This is a genomic window from Salegentibacter sp. Hel_I_6 (assembly GCF_000745315.1).
Lineage (GTDB): Bacteria > Bacteroidota > Bacteroidia > Flavobacteriales > Flavobacteriaceae > Salegentibacter.
Genome location: NZ_JQNQ01000001.1, coordinates 1,503,503 through 1,523,025 on the forward strand (window position 1 = coordinate 1,503,503; position 19,523 = coordinate 1,523,025).

The 19,523-nt window shown below is 35.3% G+C and carries 15 protein-coding genes; 11 read left to right on the forward strand and 4 right to left on the reverse strand.

Annotation, left to right across the window (positions count from 1 at the left end):
- Window positions 1–138 precede the first annotated feature (138 nt).
- The gene (locus FG27_RS06575) at window positions 139–399 is read right to left on the reverse strand and encodes a hypothetical protein (RefSeq protein WP_156101212.1); all 261 of its coding nucleotides are present in this window, start codon (window positions 397–399) and stop codon (window positions 139–141) included.
- Window positions 400–1,078: 679 nt separating this feature from the next.
- Between FG27_RS06575 and FG27_RS06580 the strand changes: the two genes are divergently transcribed.
- The 3 genes from FG27_RS06580 to FG27_RS06590 are packed head-to-tail and all read left to right on the forward strand — an operon-like array spanning window position 1,079 to window position 8,343.
- Window positions 1,079–4,060 (forward strand): SusC/RagA family TonB-linked outer membrane protein, encoded by a 2,982-nt coding sequence (locus FG27_RS06580; protein ID WP_037317098.1) that lies wholly within the window; start codon window positions 1,079–1,081, stop codon window positions 4,058–4,060.
- Between the two features lie 10 nt (window positions 4,061–4,070).
- A complete protein-coding gene (locus FG27_RS06585) occupies window positions 4,071–5,477 on the forward strand; it encodes a RagB/SusD family nutrient uptake outer membrane protein (RefSeq protein WP_037317100.1) in 1,407 nt (468 codons plus the stop codon).
- Between the two features lie 10 nt (window positions 5,478–5,487).
- The gene (locus FG27_RS06590) at window positions 5,488–8,343 is read left to right on the forward strand and encodes a M16 family metallopeptidase (protein WP_197051671.1); all 2,856 of its coding nucleotides are present in this window, start codon (window positions 5,488–5,490) and stop codon (window positions 8,341–8,343) included.
- 77 nt (window positions 8,344–8,420) lie between these two features.
- On the opposite strand, the gene FG27_RS06595 is transcribed toward FG27_RS06590, so the two are convergent.
- The 3 genes from FG27_RS06595 to FG27_RS06605 all read right to left on the reverse strand — a co-directional run bounded on the left by FG27_RS06595 (window position 8,421) and on the right by FG27_RS06605 (window position 10,260).
- Entirely contained in the window at window positions 8,421–8,843 is a 423-nt protein-coding gene (locus FG27_RS06595) for a DUF6520 family protein (RefSeq protein WP_231563293.1), read from the reverse strand.
- Window positions 8,844–8,956: 113 nt separating this feature from the next.
- Window positions 8,957–9,868, reverse strand: coding sequence for an AraC family transcriptional regulator (locus tag FG27_RS06600; RefSeq protein WP_037317106.1), 912 nt, complete (start codon window positions 9,866–9,868; stop codon window positions 8,957–8,959).
- A 23-nt stretch (window positions 9,869–9,891) separates the two neighbouring features.
- Window positions 9,892–10,260 carry a hypothetical protein gene (locus FG27_RS06605; protein WP_037317109.1) on the reverse strand — a complete coding sequence of 123 codons (369 nt, stop codon included), beginning with the start codon at window positions 10,258–10,260 and terminating at the stop codon, window positions 9,892–9,894.
- 303 nt (window positions 10,261–10,563) lie between these two features.
- Between FG27_RS06605 and FG27_RS06610 the strand changes: the two genes are divergently transcribed.
- The 8 genes from FG27_RS06610 (at window position 10,564) to FG27_RS06645 (ending at window position 19,521) form a co-directional block, all read left to right on the forward strand.
- Entirely contained in the window at window positions 10,564–11,379 is an 816-nt protein-coding gene (locus tag FG27_RS06610; protein ID WP_369794099.1) for an RteC domain-containing protein, read from the forward strand.
- Between the two features lie 395 nt (window positions 11,380–11,774).
- Window positions 11,775–12,056 (forward strand): helix-turn-helix domain-containing protein, encoded by a 282-nt coding sequence (locus FG27_RS06615; protein WP_037317115.1) that lies wholly within the window; start codon window positions 11,775–11,777, stop codon window positions 12,054–12,056.
- 3 nt (window positions 12,057–12,059) lie between these two features.
- Window positions 12,060–12,779 (forward strand): hypothetical protein, encoded by a 720-nt coding sequence (locus tag FG27_RS06620; RefSeq protein WP_037317118.1) that lies wholly within the window; start codon window positions 12,060–12,062, stop codon window positions 12,777–12,779.
- Window positions 12,763–13,425 (forward strand): ATPase, encoded by a 663-nt coding sequence (locus tag FG27_RS06625; protein WP_037317120.1) that lies wholly within the window; start codon window positions 12,763–12,765, stop codon window positions 13,423–13,425. Before FG27_RS06620 ends, FG27_RS06625 begins: the two co-directional genes overlap by 17 nt.
- A gap of 128 nt (window positions 13,426–13,553) precedes the next feature.
- A complete protein-coding gene (locus FG27_RS06630; RefSeq protein ID WP_037317122.1) occupies window positions 13,554–16,520 on the forward strand; it encodes a class I SAM-dependent DNA methyltransferase in 2,967 nt (988 codons plus the stop codon).
- A 2-nt stretch (window positions 16,521–16,522) separates the two neighbouring features.
- On the forward strand, window positions 16,523–17,194 hold the full coding sequence (locus FG27_RS06635) for a hypothetical protein (RefSeq protein WP_051935781.1): 672 nt from the start codon (window positions 16,523–16,525) through the stop codon (window positions 17,192–17,194).
- Window positions 17,195–17,249: 55 nt separating this feature from the next.
- Window positions 17,250–18,419: a HEPN-associated N-terminal domain-containing protein gene (locus tag FG27_RS06640; protein ID WP_037317124.1), complete on the forward strand. Its 1,170-nt coding sequence runs from the start codon at window positions 17,250–17,252 to the stop codon at window positions 18,417–18,419.
- Between the two features lie 814 nt (window positions 18,420–19,233).
- Window positions 19,234–19,521: a hypothetical protein gene (locus FG27_RS06645; RefSeq protein WP_037317126.1), complete on the forward strand. Its 288-nt coding sequence runs from the start codon at window positions 19,234–19,236 to the stop codon at window positions 19,519–19,521.
- Window positions 19,522–19,523: the final 2 nt, after the last annotated feature.

Here is a 19,523-nt window from a genome sequence, read left to right on the forward strand (position 1 = left end):
AACCTGTATTAACAATTGCGAACAACTCGTATATCCATTACAATTTATCTTTTTAATGATAAATATACCGGGACAAACTCAATTTTATAAAGCTAAACATCTTTAACCAAAAGATATTACGAAAAAACGTAAAGGGAATTATTTTCCATCGAGACTACGATAATATTCTTTAAAATCATAATCAATATTTAGTAAATCCATTGGATGCACCCTTAAGCCAATTGCAATGTCGATCAAAGTGGTAAGCTGACAATCAATATTATTATTGGCTACATCACTAATTCTTGCCGCTGTAGTGTGGCACTTTCCTGATATCTCATTATAAGGAATATCTCCTTTAATTTGCTTCAATCTAGCTGCTATCAATGCTTTAATTTCTTCCACTTTATTGTCCTTCATATTTTGCTTTTCTGCAATTTGAAGGATCACGGTAAAAATTCTATTACCGAATTCGGTAATATTAAAATAAATTATTATATTTGATTAACATTAATATATTTGCGAAACTTCTTAAAGTAAAATATTAGAAGCATTTCGCTTTGAATCTCGAATCAAAAACTGGTAATTTTTAACGACGAGAGGATAAGCATTATGCTCACGACCCGGGCGTGGGCTTGCTTATTGTCGTAAGGTATACCAGTACCCTGATTCGGTAAGTTGAGCCGCGCCCTTTTTGTTTTTGCAAACAAGGCAATTTCTCTTCATAATTTTCAAAGTGATTTTCTACAATTTTTAAGTTCCGCAACATCAAAATAACTGTTTTGGTTATCTAAAAGTATGTCTAATCTTAAGCTTGTTGCGGGACAGGCCAAAATTTTTACAATCCCGTGGGTGCTGTAATGCCCTATATTTTTTTACAGCTTTGGGTGGGAAAAGCCTCTACAAGGGCTTTGGGAACATTAGTAATAGGTTTGCAGTTTCGGCTATAGGGAGCCGGAAATCCCCTTCATTTTATAATAAATGTATTCGGGGCTATTTGAATTAAGCTAAAAGCCTTCCCATACTAAAGATTGGCGTCTGAGTGGGGAAGGCCTAAGCTTAAGTAAAACAATGTTTCACTTAAATCACACGTAAAATTATGAAAAATAATTACTCGCGCCTTAAATGGGTGGCGCTAATTATTATAGGCGGGATACTCTTCTTCTTGTCCAAAACTGCTACTGCAGCAACAGCTACTCCCCTGCCCTTGCAGCAAGAAATCTCTGGTGTAGTACAAGATCAAAACGGCCTTCCTATTCCGGGGGTAACTGTAACAGTTAAAAATACTAACAGAGGGACAGTAACTAACCTGGATGGCGAATACAGTATCTCTGCTCCTGCCAATGGGACTTTGGTTTTTTCTTATATAGGTTTTAAAACTGTAGAAATCCCGGTAGAAAACAACGAAGAAATTAGCATTCAATTAGAGGAGGATGTTTCTGCCTTGGGCGAAGTAAAAATTAATGCTGGCTATTACAATATTACACAGCGGGAACGAACGGGAAATATTTCAAGAGTTACCGCAGAGGAAATAGAATTACAGCCCGTGGTAAGTCCTATACAAGCATTGCAAGGGAGAATGGCGGGGGTAGAAGTTACTTCTGGTGGCAGCCATCCCGGGATGGCTCCTACTATAAAGATTAGGGGAACCAATAGTTTACGAGAAGAAGGAAACTATCCTTTATATATTATAGACGGTGTTCCTATCAATTCAACCCCGGTAGAAAGTAGTTCCCTTATGTCTAGTTCAGGGATAGATCCCTTAAATAACCTTGATGTTTCCAACATTGAAAGTATAGAAGTTTTAAAAGACGCTGATGCAACAGCCATCTATGGGTCGAGAGGGGCTAATGGAGTTGTTTTAATTACTACTAAACAAGGCAGAGCAATGGGTACAGGTTTGGAGACAAGAATCTATACAGGAGTGGCCAGCGTACCTAATAGACTGGAATTACTGAATACCGAAGAGTATTTGGAGGTACGAAGAACAGCTTTTGAAAACGACGGGGTTGAGCCGACAGAGAGTAATGCTTTTGATCTTTTATTGTGGGACCAGGATCGTTACACCGACTGGCAAGATTTTCTGTTTGGTGGCACTTCGGAGACTACTAATGCTAATATAACCTTTAAAGGAGGGAATGAAAATACCTCCTTTAGATTGGGTAGTTCTTATTTTTCTCAAGGCACAGTTTACCCTGGAGATTTTGATTACCAAAAAGTTACAGGAAATTTAAATTTAAATCACCGTTCAAAGAACGATAAATTTATTTTAGCCCTTTCAGTAAATTATGGTGTAGATGTAAATAATTTGGTGGGCAACGTTAGTTTTAATTCGTCTATTTCCTTTTTACCGCCAAATGCACCTGCTATTTTTAACGAGGATGGAAGTTTGCATTGGGATGAATGGGGAGAAGCCGGTTTAGACAATCCATTTGCCGGATATTTTAACCGCAGTACTACCAACACCAATAATCTTATTTCGAATATTGGTTTATCTTATAAATTACTCCCGGGTTTGGAATTTAAATCTAGTTTAGGATACACCTATTATAATTCCCGCGAACTTCGTAAACAGCCCAGGCGGTCTTACAATCCTTCCGATGCTATTTATCATAGGTCGTCACATTTAACCGCTATTAGAGATTCCTGGATTATTGAACCCCAATTGAACTATAATAAATCTTTCAAAGACCTAAACTTAAATTTCCTGATAGGGGCTACTTTTCAAGAAAATAATGATTTTTCAGAAAGATTTCAAGGTGATGGTTATGCTTCCGAATCCCTTATAGGCAATATTGGAGCCGCGGAAAATATAACCAATGCAATACGTGAAAATACCGAATATCGATATGCTGCAATTTTCTCAAGAATTGGGCTTAACTGGGATAGTAAATATTACCTGAATTTTACGGGTAGACGGGACGGATCTTCTCGGTTTGGACCTAATAACAGGTTTGCCAATTTTGGTGCAGTAGGAACTGCCTGGATTTTTAGTGAAGAAAAATTTATTAAAAAAATATTTCCTTTCCTGAGCTTTGGAAAACTTAGGGGAAGTTACGGAACCACCGGAAATGATCAAATTGGCGATTATGGTTATTTAGATGCCTACGAAGCCACCATAGGGCCTGGAGGTTTGTACCCCACAGGCCTTGCAAATCCGAATTATTCCTGGGAAGTAAATAAAAAACTTGAAGGTGGCTTAGAATTAGGGATTATAAAAGATCGAATTCGACTGGGCACAAGTTATTATCGAAACCGATCTTCAAACCAATTAGTGGGTTATCCACTTCCGCACATAACAGGTTTTACCTCTGTACAGGCAAACTTACCCGCTACCGTGGAGAATAGGGGTTTGGAATTAGAGTTTAACAGTTTAAATATTAAAACAGAAAGTATTAGATGGGAAAGTTCAATTAACCTAACAATACCAGAAAACGAATTGATTAGTTACCCCGATATTGAGCAATCCTCTTATGCAAATACTTACCGTGTTGGTTCGCCTTTAAACATTTCATTACTATATGATTATACCGGGTTAGATCCTGAAACAGGGTTTTATAGCATTCGGGATGTAAACGACGATGGTAGTTATGATTATCAGGACCGATTGATAGTGCGTGATCAAAATCGTGAGTATTACGGCGGTATCAATAATAACCTATCCTTCAAAAATTTCTCATTACAGTTTCTTTGGGAATTTGTAAAACAGGATGGAAGACTTACTTCTTTTGCAGCTGGCACCGCCAGTAACTCCACTGAATTAATTTTATCAGAACTTCAAGGAGAAAGTCCCTATCAGCAAATATCCCAATCTATTGCTTCTCAAACAGCATACAACCGGGTACTTAATACAACTTTTCCTATTCGGGATGCTTCTTATATAAGACTTAAAACGCTATCCCTTTCTTATCAATTTCCTGGAAATCTGCTAAAAAATACGGGGATTAGAAATGCACAATTTTTTCTTCACGGACAGAACCTACTTACTATCACCAATTATGATGGGATGGACCCCGAAAGGCCTGGTTTCGGCCTAGGAAATTTAAGAACAATTACAGGCGGATTGGAAATTAACTTCTAAAATATCTCTTATGAAATTTAAATATAATCATATCATAGTCACTTTATTACTATCAGTTTATCTCTTTTCTTCTTGCGAAGATTTTGTAGAAGTCGCTGCTCCGGAAAACAAAATGGTTCGGGATGTAGTTTTTGAAAATGAAGGTACAGCAAAAAGCGCAATGACAGGAATATACAACGAACTGTTTAGGGCTGAATTTTCTAATGGCCAGCGCAATAGTATTACTATTTTGTCTGGTTTCTCTGGTGATAATATTAGTAATATTTATGATACCAATATTGAACGAATACAATTTGAACAAAATGAAATTATCCCTGACAACAGTGGCAACCTAAGTATTTGGTCTAGTGCATATAATATAATTTATATGACTAATTCTTTACTCGAAGGCCTGGAAAATTCAGGAGGAATATCGGAACAGGTCAAAACTCAATTAGAAGGTGAAGCTCGCTTCATCCGAGCCTTTTCATATTTCAACCTGGTTAATTTATACAGTGATATTCCATTGCTTTTAACTACAGATTATGAAGAAAACCAACTTTTATCAAGAACACCAATGAGCGAAGTATATGAAGAAATAATTAATGATTTGTTGTTAGCTGAGGAATTATTGGGAGGTGAATTTCCCGAAAATGAAAGAACCAGGGTAAATAGTTACACCGCAAGTGCATTATTGGCCAGAGTCTATCTATACCTCGAAGATTGGGATAACGCTGAAACTTTTAGCAGCAAGGTAATTGAGGCAACATCCAACTACGAAATTTTAAATGATCCCGAAGAAGTATTTCTGGCAAATAGTAAGGAAGCAATTTGGCAAATCTCCCCACTTGGTGGAGGTGGTCTTTCCACCCATACAAATGAAGGTAATCTTTTAATTGTAGATCCTGTGCTTTCTTTTCTGGCCGGTATTGAATTAGAAGAGGAATTGGCTGCTATTTTTGACCAGGAAGATAAACGCCTAGCCAATTGGATAGGATATGATTCCGGGCTAGAAGTTTTTTTTGCGCATAAGTACAAAATCAGGAATAGTAATGATTACCCAATAGAAGAATATTCCATGGTAATGCGTCTGGCAGAACAATACCTCATACGGGCAGAAGCCCGTGCGCACTTAGGAGACCTCCCCGAAGCTTTACAAGATATTGATGTCATTCGAGAACGCGCAGGGATTTCATTAATTTCTGAGATCAGTCCAGAAATTGGCCAACAAGCACTCCTTGATATCATAATGCTAGAACGCAGAAAAGAATTATTTACAGAATGGGGTCATCGTTGGTTTGATCTAAAACGTACGGGAAGGGCAGGTGAAGTTCTTGGGAGCCAAAACCCATTATGGGAAGCTACTGATATTTGGTACCCCATCCCTTCTGAAGAACGTATGCGGAATCCTAATCTAAGTCAGAATGAAGGTTATTAAATATAAACAGATGACACATTTAAAATTATGCCTGCCAATTATATTTAATTTCCTTTTTGGAATAAGTTGCCTGTCTCAAGAATCTAATCAGGAAAACCTTCAAACTTTACCTTTGGATCCCACGGTAAAGTATGGAAAATTGGATAATGGATTTACATATTATTTAAAAAGAAATAAAAACCCGGAAGAAAAAGTCATTCTAAGTTTGATTGTAAAAGCAGGATATATCAATGAAGATAAAGATCAACTGCAATATGCTCATTTATTAGAACACCTGGTCGCTAAACAAACCCGAAGTTATCCAAATGTCAGTGAGTATTTTAGTAATGCCGGGGGATTTAAGAATGCCTACACGACTGGCACTTATACATTTTATAAAGCAACTATACCATCTTCCGACAAAAAAATCCTAAATGGAAGCCTGCATATATTTAAGGAGTTCGCACAAGGAAATGAATGGAACAAAGAATCTATTGCTACCGAACGCGCTGCGGTTCAAGGTGAAATGAGAACTTCAAATCCTTATAGAAGATGGCGAGAACTTAGCAGAAAAAAAGAATTATTTCAGAATTCAGGAAACAGGATGTTCAATGAAAAAGAACACATTGAAAACCTACAACAATACAACCATCAGGCTTTACGGAGATTTTACGAAGATTGGTATCGACCTGATTTACAGGCCGCCGTTATTGTTGGAGATATAAATGTTGACAGTCTCGAGTATGAAATTATAGACTTGTTTTCAGATCTAAAAAACCCACCGGTTCCTGTACCTAAACAACAAATCGAAAGAATTGATAAAATACTTAATAATAAAAATCAGTTTTCTATAGTAACTGACAGTATTGGTTCGGGTATTCAACTCGAAATTATTCGCAAACGACCTAATTTCGATTTAGAAGCCAAAACGGAAGATGACTATAAAGATATGCTACTACAGCAACTTTATGAAAATGTGCTAAGTGAAAAACAAAAGATATTTGAAGTACAGTATGATTCTCCCTTCGAATATTTTGACCCCGATTTTAAAATTGATCATTATCCAGGCCGATATTTAAAGACAAGTCTTATGAGACTTGAGTTAAGAGAAGGCAACCTAGAAGAATTAAATTCAAGTTTCCGTAGAGGATTAATTGCCTGGAAACAATTGCACGTTGGGATTCAGGAAAATGATTTGATCCAGGCAAAAAAGAGGGTTTATCAATATTATAAAGACCAAAGGCGTAAAGGTTCCGATTTTATCACCCAGCGTCTTTTAAAGCATTTCACAGATGGTAAGGTAGCTCCAGGGCCGCATATGGAAGCAAAAGTAGCTTCTAAAATTCTAGCTCAAATTGAACTTAAGGATTTCCATAAGTTTATTAAAAAATATGGCGATTTTTCCCGGAATACCCATTATATCTTCTACAAAGGGAAAAATAAAGATTTGCCGGAAAGTGAACTACTAAAAGAATGGGTTAAAGAAGTAGAAAAAATGCCTGTCGAACCTTTTACCAAACCTAACCCTGCTATAAAAAGTTTAGATGATGTAGCGAATATCCCCAATAACGAAGCAATGGTTAGAGCTGAACTTTCAAAAAACCTGGTTGGAGTATCAACTATCATACTTCCCAATGATGTAAAAGTTATGCTCAAACCCAGCAACCCCATTTCAGATCAGTTCGTAAATTCTATTTCAATCAAAGCCTTCCGCCCCATCCCGGCCCCATTAAATAAGAAAAGAGAATATCTCCTGGGACAGGTTTCCCCAGAAGTAATTCAATACAGTGGCGCTGGATCCTATAATAAGTTTGAACTAGAAAGTTTTATGGATGATAACAATATCAACCTTCATTTATATGCAGATCCGGAATATCAGCATATTAATGGGGAAGCTAACGAAGGAAATCTTACAGAGTTTCTAAATCTTTTATATCTATACTTTGACCAGCATCGAAAGGATGAGAAAGCATTTAAAGCCTGGAAAGAAAATAAATCCAAAAAATTAAGAGGAATGGGACTAAGAGGATCCACAGAATTTACTATGGATAAAATAAAAACCGCTTGGTATCCTGAGTTATCGGTTTTAAACATCCGGGATTTAAGAAGGCTTGAAATGAAGGAGGTATTTAGAGCTGCAAAAGATAATTTTTCAGATATCGGAGGATTTACTTTTATAATTACCGGTGATTTTGATAAGGACAAAATCTCAAAAATATTGATAAATACGCTTTCGAAGTTTCCGGCGCATAAAAAAGAAAATCTGACCAGGAAGAAATTAATATTCCCATTAGAACCAATAAAAGAAAACCTGGAATATAAGAACACCAATCAGGTGTACGCCCGGCTTTTTTTTCCGGTTAAAGCCAAAAGGACTATTAAAACTCAAATAGAACTTCAATTGCTATCAAAGGCTTTACACGAACGAATCTATGAACGATTGCGGAATGGTTGCTACGCCCCATCAGCCCGCGGGCATTGGGTAAATACCGATACATATGCCTTTGAGATTGTATTTGATAGCGCCCTTGGAAATGAAGATAAGCTTCTACAATATGCTATAGAGGAATTTGAAGAATTACAAAGGGATGGTGTGGATCAAGAATGGTTAGATATTGCGATTAGGAAGGAATTGAATTCTTATGAAGCCAGGTTCAGCAATTTTGGGTATTTCAATTTTTGGCCAAACTATTTAGAACGTAAAACAGTATTCGAAGAAGATATAGTCCAGGAAGTCTTGAAATATGGGACAATTTTGGAGCACTTTATCAATTTGAATGACATCAATAACGCCGTACAGCAATTTATGACCCAAGAAAATTATCAGGAATTTTTAGGGTATCCTGAAAATTATAAAGCCTCAAATAATTTGATTATTAACAATTAAAAAAACACCTCAGGAAAATACTCCTGAGGTGAAAATAATTATGAAACACTAAAATTATGTTTAGGCTGTTCTCATTATTATGGGTTAATGACAGTTGGTGTTTCTGTACCACTAGGTTTTGGCTCCTCATCCCCCATGGCATCATAAACTTCTAAAACAGGCCCATTTTGTCCATAACGTACCTGACAGTCAAATTCTCCAGCTTCACAATTCTGTTCAGGAATCGCTTCCCAAGAGCCATTTAATATGACATAATCATTGTCCGGATCATTGTCCTCAGTGGGAGTTGCAAACATCAATCCTATGGCAAATATCATTGCCAACATCGGTAATAAAAATTTTAAATTTTTCATTGTATTAAATTTATAGATTAATAAATAATGCCGTTGCAAAACAGGTAATCGGCTTCCACCTGCATCATCGCGCAATAATATCTTTAGGAGTGTTACTGAAAATGAAGTAGCGCTTATAGTTTTTTGCCTCTTAACTTCATTCTTCAAAAACTCCATTTAAAAGCTTTTAATTCATTGATCATCAACAGTGTAAATATCAGTAAAAATACTTAGCTAAAGTGGAGGCAAACTTGTCAGATCAGTATAAATTCACCCAAAATTTATGAATTTCGGGTGATTTTTTTGTAAAATCTAGGAGTTACATGAGTTTCCTTTTTAAAACTCTTCGAAAAATGGGGGTAAGAACTAAAGCCCATCTTAATTGAAATTTCCGTTAGGGAGAGACTCGTATTTTCAATGAGTATTTTACACTCCCGGATGCGCTGCTTATTATAATATTGCGTTGGGGTACATCCAAAAATCTCTTTGAACCCAGTCTTTATTTTATATTCATTAGTATTAAAAAGCATTGCTAATTGATCTAAAGTTTTAGGAGGCTCATCCAAATGGTGAATAATATAGATATGGATTTCGTGAAATAATTTTTGGTCCCATTTTGAAAACGTTTTGATTTCGGAATTTTCTGGTAATTCTGAGAAAAAATCTTTAGAGCCATCCATAAGATAAGAAGTCACTATATATTTTTCCTCCAGTACACCGGTTAACCTCGAGACAACAGTATGCAAATTTATTTTTAGTAGTTCATCAAAATGATATTCCAGACGGATATCAAAAGATTGTTCTTTGCCTGCCATGAACTTCAGGATTTTTTTCTCCCAAGTATGCTGAAATTTTCTAACAAGTAGTTCAGAAAATGCTTTGCCTAAAATATTATTTTCGGCAACTTCAATATTATCAGGATGCTTATAGCTATAATCCATCACCCTTAAATTTTTGTCCAACAGAAAGTTCGCCGTTCGGATCACCATAGCTTCGGTATTTCTATTAAGCCATAAAAATTGATGCCGCTTTCTATAAAGTTCTTCTGAAGTTTGATTTGCATAAGCATTGAGCCCTTCGAGCTCATCCCGGTGGTAGGTGCGTTTGATTTGAAAGGCAAAATTGCCTTTAGCTATTTCGGTAAGCATGCGGTATATACCACGTAAATTTGCCCTATTAAATTCACGTTCCATAATTGTAGGTTTAGATTAATATTTCACTGGGTGTAAGGTTTTAAATAATGTATAGCCTGGTATTTATGTTTAAAAATCTGAGTCGGTATTTTATGATTGTGAATTTTGAGATAGAATTCGGTAAGCCGGAGAGCAACCGGAGATGTGGAATGAAGTGCCAGGGCATTTATTAGCAATGTCCCTTCTTGAACAAGGTAGTGCCGGGCATCTGAGTGTGAATCAATAATACCGTCAAGATTACAAAAAACCGGATATTCCTTGTTCTGCTGAAATTCCATCCGGTCGCGTGCAATTCTTTTGGCAACTTTTAGGGAGACTATAAGTTCTGGCTTATAATCTACGAAAAGAATACCATTCTCAATCCAATATGTACCATACTTACCTTTAAACATAAGGGGCTGTTTATATGAGTTAAGTAGGGTTTTTTAAGGGAGTATCTGGAAGAACCAGTTTTACACATATCAAATATAAAAGATAAAAATAAATTAATACTTATACATTCTGGAAGTAAACTTGTGAATTTCATTAATATTTAGCATTTTTTCTGCTTTTAACCTCTAAAAGCATATAATTTGAGCTAATTTATTGCCAATTAGGGTCCCCTGGTATAATATATTTAAACAAAACCAAACTTGAAAAGAGCCCAACAACGATTTTATATATTCTCATTTACTACTAGCATGTTCGAAAAGACTATGTCGACATTTAGCCAAAAGGTTGAAGACCTAATCAAGTCGGAGGATTCCGATTTGAAAAAGGCTGAATGCGGTATAAATCTTTGTATCAAAACTTTATCCCGATTACAAAAGTTGGTGGACCGGGAAGATTTTGAGGATAGCCAATCAGAAATTGATTTTTTCAAAAATATCAAACCCTACCCGATGAGCTACCTTATCTATTTCACGGAGGTTCGTTCCTGTGAACTCCTTTTGCCTAAAGCAGGAAATTCCAATAAGGTTAGATTTCTAAAAAAGGAAATCAAAAAAATTAATAAGTTCTTTTCAACTAATAACGGTTTTGTTCATTATATGGAACAAAACCATAGTTATTTAGATCATCAGTTTTTTAGCCGTCAGGGTCAGGTGGACTTTTCCCTCAGCCCTTCCATTAATTATTACGAAAATCCTGAGTTTTCTACCAGTCACGATATGCTCTGGGCCAAAGTACAGGCTTTGTATCGTTATATTCATTATATCCGAGAACAATTAGAACGGCTAGAGCCCGGCAGTAGTTCTGAATTTAGAGAACGCCAACCTAGCATTTTAGTATGGTCGGGCGGAAAAACCGATTTAATTGAACTTATTTATGCCTTATTTGCCAGTGGTTATTTAAACCACGGAACGACCGACATTATTACCATTTGTAAGGCTTTCGAAGATATTTTTAATATCAAGCTGGATAATCCCTATAAAACCTACTCCAATATTAAAGCTCGAAAAGGTGACCGCACTAAATTCTTAAATCTATTAATAATGCTGCTTGAGGCCAAAATGAATAAGGATGATGATTAATAGTGCCAATTAACCCTGTACCCCTGCCCTGCTAGTAAATTATCTTTCTCCATCTCATTATCCAATACTTTTCGATTCTTGTAAAGGAGTGCAACCACTTTCAATTTCCTTTTATTTTCTATTCTAAAAACACGTAAGTAACCACGTAGTTACGTGTTTTCGGTTTTGTCTATTATTTCCGGCACAAAATTCATTTTTCAAGGCACTGAATTTACCAAATTATCTCAAATCGTATCAAAAACTATGAAACGTTAAAGTTTTACGTAGTTACCACATCCCTATATAAAAACTCTCAAAGGTTAATTACAATTTTGAAAGGAGACTTCTTTAATAACCTGAAGGGGGCTATTTAAATTAATATAACCTATAGTCCCCTTTTTAAAATCCATTGTATTATGCCTACATCAATTATTACCACCGACGATTTAAGAGAATTTAAAATGGAACTGCTGGATGACATTAAAAAACTGCTTGCCCAGCAAAAGTCAGGAAGGATTAAAAAGTACCTGAAATCTGCTGAAGTTATGGATCTTCTCAAGGTAAGTCCTGGAACGCTTCAAAACTTAAGAATAAACGGTACGTTGCCTTATACCAAAATAGGTGGGCTCATTTATTACGAGATGGATGAAATCCAAAAAGTAATGGAAGAGAATCGCGTGCATCATTTAGAATATTAAGCGATGAATTATATAAAGCTTTTAAACGCCGCTTTTGAAAAATTTTATTTTGATGATCGTCTAAATCCAACGCATATCAGCTTGTATATGGCTTTATTCCAGGAATGGAATAGCAGCAGGTTTGCGTCGGGTTTTTTCGTGAACCGAAGGGATTTGATGAATGCTGCAAAGATAGGATCTAAATCTACCTATCACAGATGTATAACCGATCTTGACACCTGGAATTATCTGAAATATTTTCCTTCCAATAACCCATACAAAGGCAGCAAGATCAAGATGTCCATTATTGAGACAGGTGATGAACCTGAGGAAGCTCATTACGATCCCAAATTGGAACAGCTTGCGGAACGCTACCATCCCAATAGGGAACTAGTAATAGACCAACACTGTCCCGTCAGTGGACAAGCTTTGGTATCTACTATAAACAATACTAAACCAATAAAACATAATAAACATCCAAACAGTTTGAAGGTGGTACTGGATTTTTTTAGTAATAAAAATTTTAATCCTGATTATGGAAAAGAGTTCTACGAGTACTATGAAGACCGGAAGTGGCAAACAAGCGATGGTTCTGATGTGAGAGATTGGCGCGCTCTGGCAAAATATTGGGTTGAACAGAAATCGCTTATGAAACAAAAAAAGAAATTAAATAAAAAGCAAGTATCCCATTTCAGGGACAACCTGCGAACCACTAAAAATAAAGATTATGGACAACCCCTCTAAAATAATTGAAGGTGGCATTGAATATTCCTTAGGCAGGTTTGACGGAAAGTGTGTGCACTATGACTTTGAAAAAATTCTGGTCTACCTTGATGCCAAAGGAAAATTGCTCTTCGGGAAGAATTTCAAAATTTATAAGAAAGACAAAAAAATCCTATTGAAGTTATGTTCTTATTTCATCAGGGACAAGGCTACCTGCGATAAATTTGAAATTGATATCGAAAAAGGGATACTACTTTCAGGTCCAGTAGGCTGCGGTAAAACTTCTTTGATGAAATTATTAAGGCACCTGGTGCCCGCACAACGCCCTTACGAAATGATCCCTTGCCGAAATGTAACCTTTAGTTTTAATCATTTGGGATATAAAACTATAGAAGAATATGGAAGTTCCAGGTTTTTCTGTTTTGATGATATGGGCGTTGAACCGCCCGGTAGATTTTACGGTAAAGACCTGAATGTTATGGGAGAAGTACTACTCTCCCGATATGACCTTTTCCTGGAAACCAATAGAAAAGTAAAAACACATGCTACCACTAATTTGAATGCTGAAGAATTGGAAGAACGTTACGGTAACCGTGTTCGCAGCCGGATGCGGGAATTGTTTAATTTAATTGCTTTTGAAAAAGTGGTTAGAGATAAGAGAAAGTAGAAGCCTATTACTAGTAGTGTCACTGGTAATGATAACTACCTTATAAAATATTTCTTAAAGTAAATAGGCTTGTTTAAACATCCGAATTGTGACGTTAAATTTTATCTTTGTGTAAAAATCTTAACCTTTTGCAACTATCTCAAACTTTTAAAGACGGATTGAATTCTCTTGGTTTTAACCAAGAGAACAATCATTGTCTTTTCTTTACTGATGATTATAAGCAAACAGAAGATTTATCAGTAAAACTTCAACTTGAAAAAGCAATAAAGTTTGAGGCTTCGGCAGTTTTTTTCCGAAATGAAATTAACAAGTTCAAAGCGCAAATTTATATTTACGACTTTACTCAATCAGATTCTGATGAGAGCCATTTGAGCAATATTCAAAAAATGGTATGGAGCAACGGTGCTGTTCCTATTGTCTGTATTTTTTACAAGACGGAAATAAAAATACTCGATTGCACACAACATATTCAAGATGATAATAAGCCTGTTTATTTGGCGAGTTTAAATAATATAGCCAAGGCTCATCAACTTTATAACGCAAATTTTGCCGTTAAGATAAAAACAGGAACGTTCTGGGAAGAATCTAGTGTTAAAAATAAATTTAAATTCAATGCATCTTCCTACGATATCCTTATACGATGGATAAGAGAGATAGCTAAACAAATTGCATTCTCAAATTCCAATGCCGATGAGCGAATAATAAAAAAAATCATTATTCAGTCGATAATGATTAAATATTTAGAGGAAAGAAAAGACCCAGATGGTAATAGCTCTTTTAACCAAAAATATTTCCAGAAATATGGCAGTTGCCAAGAATTTGTAGACGTTCTGTCTAATGGAAATTTTGTGGCTCTGTTAGATGATTTACAGCACGATTTAAATGGTAATCTTTTTGAATGGAACTCCGAAGAGAAGAATTTAATACCTACTTTAAATTTAAATGGTCTTGTTGAAGCTTTGAAAGCTTATAAAAGACCCGAAGAAAGCCACAATCAGATTCTTGAACTAATAAGATATTACGAATTCAGTTATATTCCCGTAGAATTGATAAGTCGTATCTACGAAGAGTTTTTGGCTGGGGGCGATGATACCTTGTTTAGCCAAAAAGAGAAAAAACAAAAAGATGGCATCTTTTACACACCATCCCATTTAGCGCAGTTATTAGTTGATGAAATTATGCCGTTACATCAGTATGGCAGTATTGACATCAAATCATTTACAATCTTGGATCCTGCTTGCGGATCGGGAATTTTCCTTGTATTGGCTTTTAAAAGATTGGTACAATGGTGGCGCTTACAGAACGACCTAAAACAACCAAATATTCAAACTTTAAAGACTATTTTAGAATGTCTTTATGGTGTTGATAAAGAGTATCAGGCAACCAAACTTGCAGCCTTTAGTCTTTGTCTCGCACTTTGCGACGAGCTTTCTCCTAAACAGATTATCAACGAATTAAAATTTAGTGACCTTACAGAAAATCAAATTTTACATTCTGACTTTTTTATAGAGCACTTATTGGTTAAAGAAGATAAAGATTCTGAACAAAGAGCTGACTTCAAAAAAATAAGTAATAAGAAGTTTTCAAGAATTATTGGCAATCCACCTTTTGACCGTGGAGCCCTTAACTTATATAATAAAAAGTGGGAGAAGGAAAACATAGATGTTCCGCAAGGTCAAATTGCGTTGAAGTTTTTATCCGAAGCTTTAGAATTTTTAGAGCCTGGCGGATTGCAATGCCTCATAATCAAATCATCCAGTCTTCTCTACAATACAAGTTCAACGGAATTTAAGGATAGGTTGTTTTCAAATTATAATGTGCTTCAAGTCCTTGATTTCACCCCACTAGGGCGTAATAACAGTCTGTGGGATGGCGCAGATGTAGCTAGTGCCGCTATATTTCTACGTAATGAAAAACCAGATTTTAGTAAAAATATCCTGCATTTAATCTTTAGGAGAACTAAAGCGGTCAAAGAACGTATAGTTTTTGAGGTGGATGAATACGATTTTCATTTCGTTAATAGAAATGATGCGGTAAATAATCACTTTATTTGGAAAATCAACTTATTAGGTGGTGGTAGGATTGCAAGTTTGATAGCTAAATCACAAGTGCTAGATGATTTTGAAGACTATCTGAAATCTGAAGATTGTGTTTCGATGGAAGGCTATCAAAAAGGGTCTCATGGGAAAATGCAACCGAGCTATATGTACGAACTCGAAACCTTGCCTACGTCAGCTATCACTGCAAGAGGGATTGATTACCGACAGTTAGAATCGATACCTAATAATACTATTTTTTCAAAAGTCCCTCAAAGACTATTTTTTGAATCACCTAATGTAATTCTATGGGAAAATATGGGTACAGAAAAATTACCAGTTTTTCTGAATACCCAAAAGTCTTTTTCGTTCAAGGACAAATTAATATCCGTAAAATCAGAAACTAATAATTTAAAGGTTTTGCGGAGTATTGCTAATAATTTTGAGAAAAACTCTGACTTTTATCGCTTTTTTATATTCTGTACAAGTAGTCAAGTATTAATTAATTTGAATTCCGCTATCCTAAAAAAAGATTATATGACCTTGCCATATGTTGAGGATAGGAAAGAGTTTTTCAGCCATATAGATCTCAATATCATAGATGACGTCAACACATATTATCAAGACTTTTTACGGCACGGAGAACGTTCTGTGATTTTGGATAAACTTGAAGGAAATGAACTAAAAAATACAATTGAGTTATATGGTATTGAATATTGTAAACTACTAAACAACATACAAAATAATCGAAAGCAAACTTTTAAAGTTTATGAAGTTTGCGAGCTTTATGATAGCAGTTATATATGTGTAGTTTTTAAATATAGTTCGGCATCATCTAAAAATGAAATAAACTGGAAAAAAGATGGTCTTCAAGAGATTGAATCATTATCCAATTTTCAGATTTCAAGTAGATTAAACTCCCAAAGGATTGTTCGGTATTATCATTCCGACAATACGATAGTTATTGTTAAACCAAATCAAAAAAGGTACTGGCTTTCTCATAAAGCTTACAGGGATGCTGATAAGACCTTAATTGATTTAGTGAAAAATATAAATTAAGAATGGTGGTCGATGATTTTTCTGAAGACAGCATTGAGGCTTCTTTAAGTATAGACATTTCTGCAGAAGATATTCGTCGTAAGATTTTGGAAAGTATTTCGAATACCGCAAAACCCTTCATTCATTCCATACATACGCATAAAAATTCCGATTGGAATGAGGATAGTTTAACTCAAGTCTTCATAGCACAAAACACTGTTCAACTACAAAAGCTTTCCACATCGTTAATGGTTGCTACTCAATACAGGGATATTTATCATAAAACTAAAGGTATTCCCGATGTATTTTATTCAATGATTGAAGAAGGCAGAGACCATAAACCTTCTTTTGTAATGGAAGCTAAACGATTACCCACACCCATAAGTTCTCGTGAAAAAGAATATGTTGTAGGTAAAACAACAGCTGGAAATCCAAACGGTGGAATCGAACGATTCAAATTAGGAAAACACGGAGCTGGTCATTCTCATTGTGGAATGTTGGCATTTGTAGAGAAAGAAGAATATCAATATTGGTTAAAAAATATAAATTCTTGGATAGCGGAATTATACCCTATTTGGTCTGAAAGTGAGTTATTAAAACTACAAAAAAACTATGCGCATTACAGTCATTACAAGTCCAAAGTGGAAAGAGAGAAAGATGAAGTTAATCTCGATCATTTTTGGATAAAAATTTAAAATATATTCTTCCGAAACTTAATTATTTAACAACCTCAAGAAAGCTGAATGTTATATGGCTTGGACAAGACGTTTTAATAAACCTGGAGATCCTGAAGAAGGGTATTATTTCAATATTGGGTCTTTTGTCTGTCAAAACCATTTTTACGATGATTACATCAATAATCATATAGAGGAAAATGGAAAAAAAAGCCGCTGCTCTTATTGTGGGAAAGTGAGGGTTGTAATAGAGTTAGAATCAGTTCTTGAGATATTAGCAGATGGACTAAACTACATTTACGAAGATCCGGCTAATAGTCGATTTTTAGAGAAAGATTCAAAATATGGTTACGGCGGAAATGTAATGCCATTTAGTGAAGTGTGGTGGAATGATCCCTTTGATTTACGAATTGAGGACGACCAACTAATAGAAGATATTTATAATCAATTAGAAACTGACCAGTTATACTGTAAACGAGACGAATTTGGTTCTCACGAGGATTTTCTTCACGACCTATGGAATCACTTTAAATTAGTTCTAAGACATAAAGCTCGCTTCGCTTTTCATTTTCCCAATACTTTCAAACAATGGAATTTATCTGACCCCGCGGACATACTTCATCAGGTTCAATATGCCATTTTAAAGAACAATATGATAATTGAACTTCCTGAAAACTCAAAGTTTTATAGAACTAGACAACACCAAATAATAGATGAAGTATCTGAAGCTTCGCATATTGCCTCCTTGCCAAACTCTCTCAATAAAACATCAGGTAGGATGAATGCTGCGGGAATATCTTTGTTTTATTGTAGCCAAAACAAAGATCTAACTATCAAAGAAGTAGTTCGTAAGAGTCGCACCTCAAGTCCTTACTATACAACTGTAATATTCAAAAACAATAAGAAATTACAACTTGTAGACCTTACGAAGCTTCCGGATATACCTTCAGTTTTGGATAGAGATAACAATCGATTTAGGGACATAATTTTTTTTATGAAAACTTTTATGAAAGAAATTAGCCTGCCTATAAAAAATAAAAATTCTGTTCTCGACTATTTGCCAACACAAGTAATTACAGAATATCTACGATATAATCCCGATTTAGATGTTCAGGGTATGGTCTATTGGTCATCTAAAAGTACTCTCAAAAAGAATATTGTGCTTTTTTATGACCACGAAGAGTCCTTAAAAAAATTAAGTTTTGACGATTCCAGCTTAAAGACCTATCTAATTCAAGATTTATAAGGAGTATTTATAAGCTTCAATTAAAATCTCTTTTAAACATTTAGTAATTTCCATCCCTAACTCACTCCTAGTTAATATAATTTTTATTATCCAATCTAGTACTATAAGAGACAAAGCTCGAAAATTAACTGAATCCCAAAAGCGCAGTTAAACATTCATAAACAGTTTTAATTAACACGTGACAATTCGAACTTTCACACCCCTACTTTCAAACCCTAATTGCTTTTTGGTTCTGCAATTGATAGGCAAACCATACAGCTTCCTTTTGAATTTCCAGATTCGTTCTTGCCAACGTTTACCACTATCCTCTGAATTATCCGAATAGTTAAAATGCTTGGCCAAATTATAGCTCTTTCTTATAAGAAGAAAAGCTTGTGGTTATAACGGGTCAATAAAATATCCAATGGTGTTTCTGACTTTTTGTTGGGCCTTAAAATTTCCAATCCAATATTCAACATAATTTCTTCCTTCAATGTCATTTATTCCAATGGTGCCTGAATTGAATCTTTTCCCCCGTGTCCAACTTCAATAACAATTCGTTTTCTGGTTGCCGGTTCTTGTCAAAATTGATGCACATATTCTGGAACAAAATCACAAAATTGATGTTTTTGTCCCCTCCTCCCCTTTCCACATTTCCAGTTATTAACAAGCCTCTTCCAAAAACTAATATTATTTAATGCTAAATGAAAGCATTGAAAATCAATCTAATACAAATAATATTTTATTCACAATTTATTGATTTTCAATTATTTAAGTCATTAAATTTCTAATTTTCTCATAATGAAAACGAGTCAAAAATTTAAAATCCTTCGTTATGAAAAAATCAATCTTTCTGGCAACATTCTTCTCGTTGCTATCCACGTCACTTTTTGCGCAAATCGGTGGGATCGAAGATTCCGTAGCCGATATTTCCGATACTATAAGGAATATATTTCCAATCATTCTTGGAGTCATCTTTTTAGTCGGCTTTCTTTTTAATGCCGGTCACTTCTTTGGGGAAAACTCCGATCTCAAAAAAGGAATAACCCGAGTGTTGGTCTTTGTTCTAATCGCAGGCGCTGTGGTGGGAATCTTCACCTATTTGATCACCATTGTAGTCTAGAT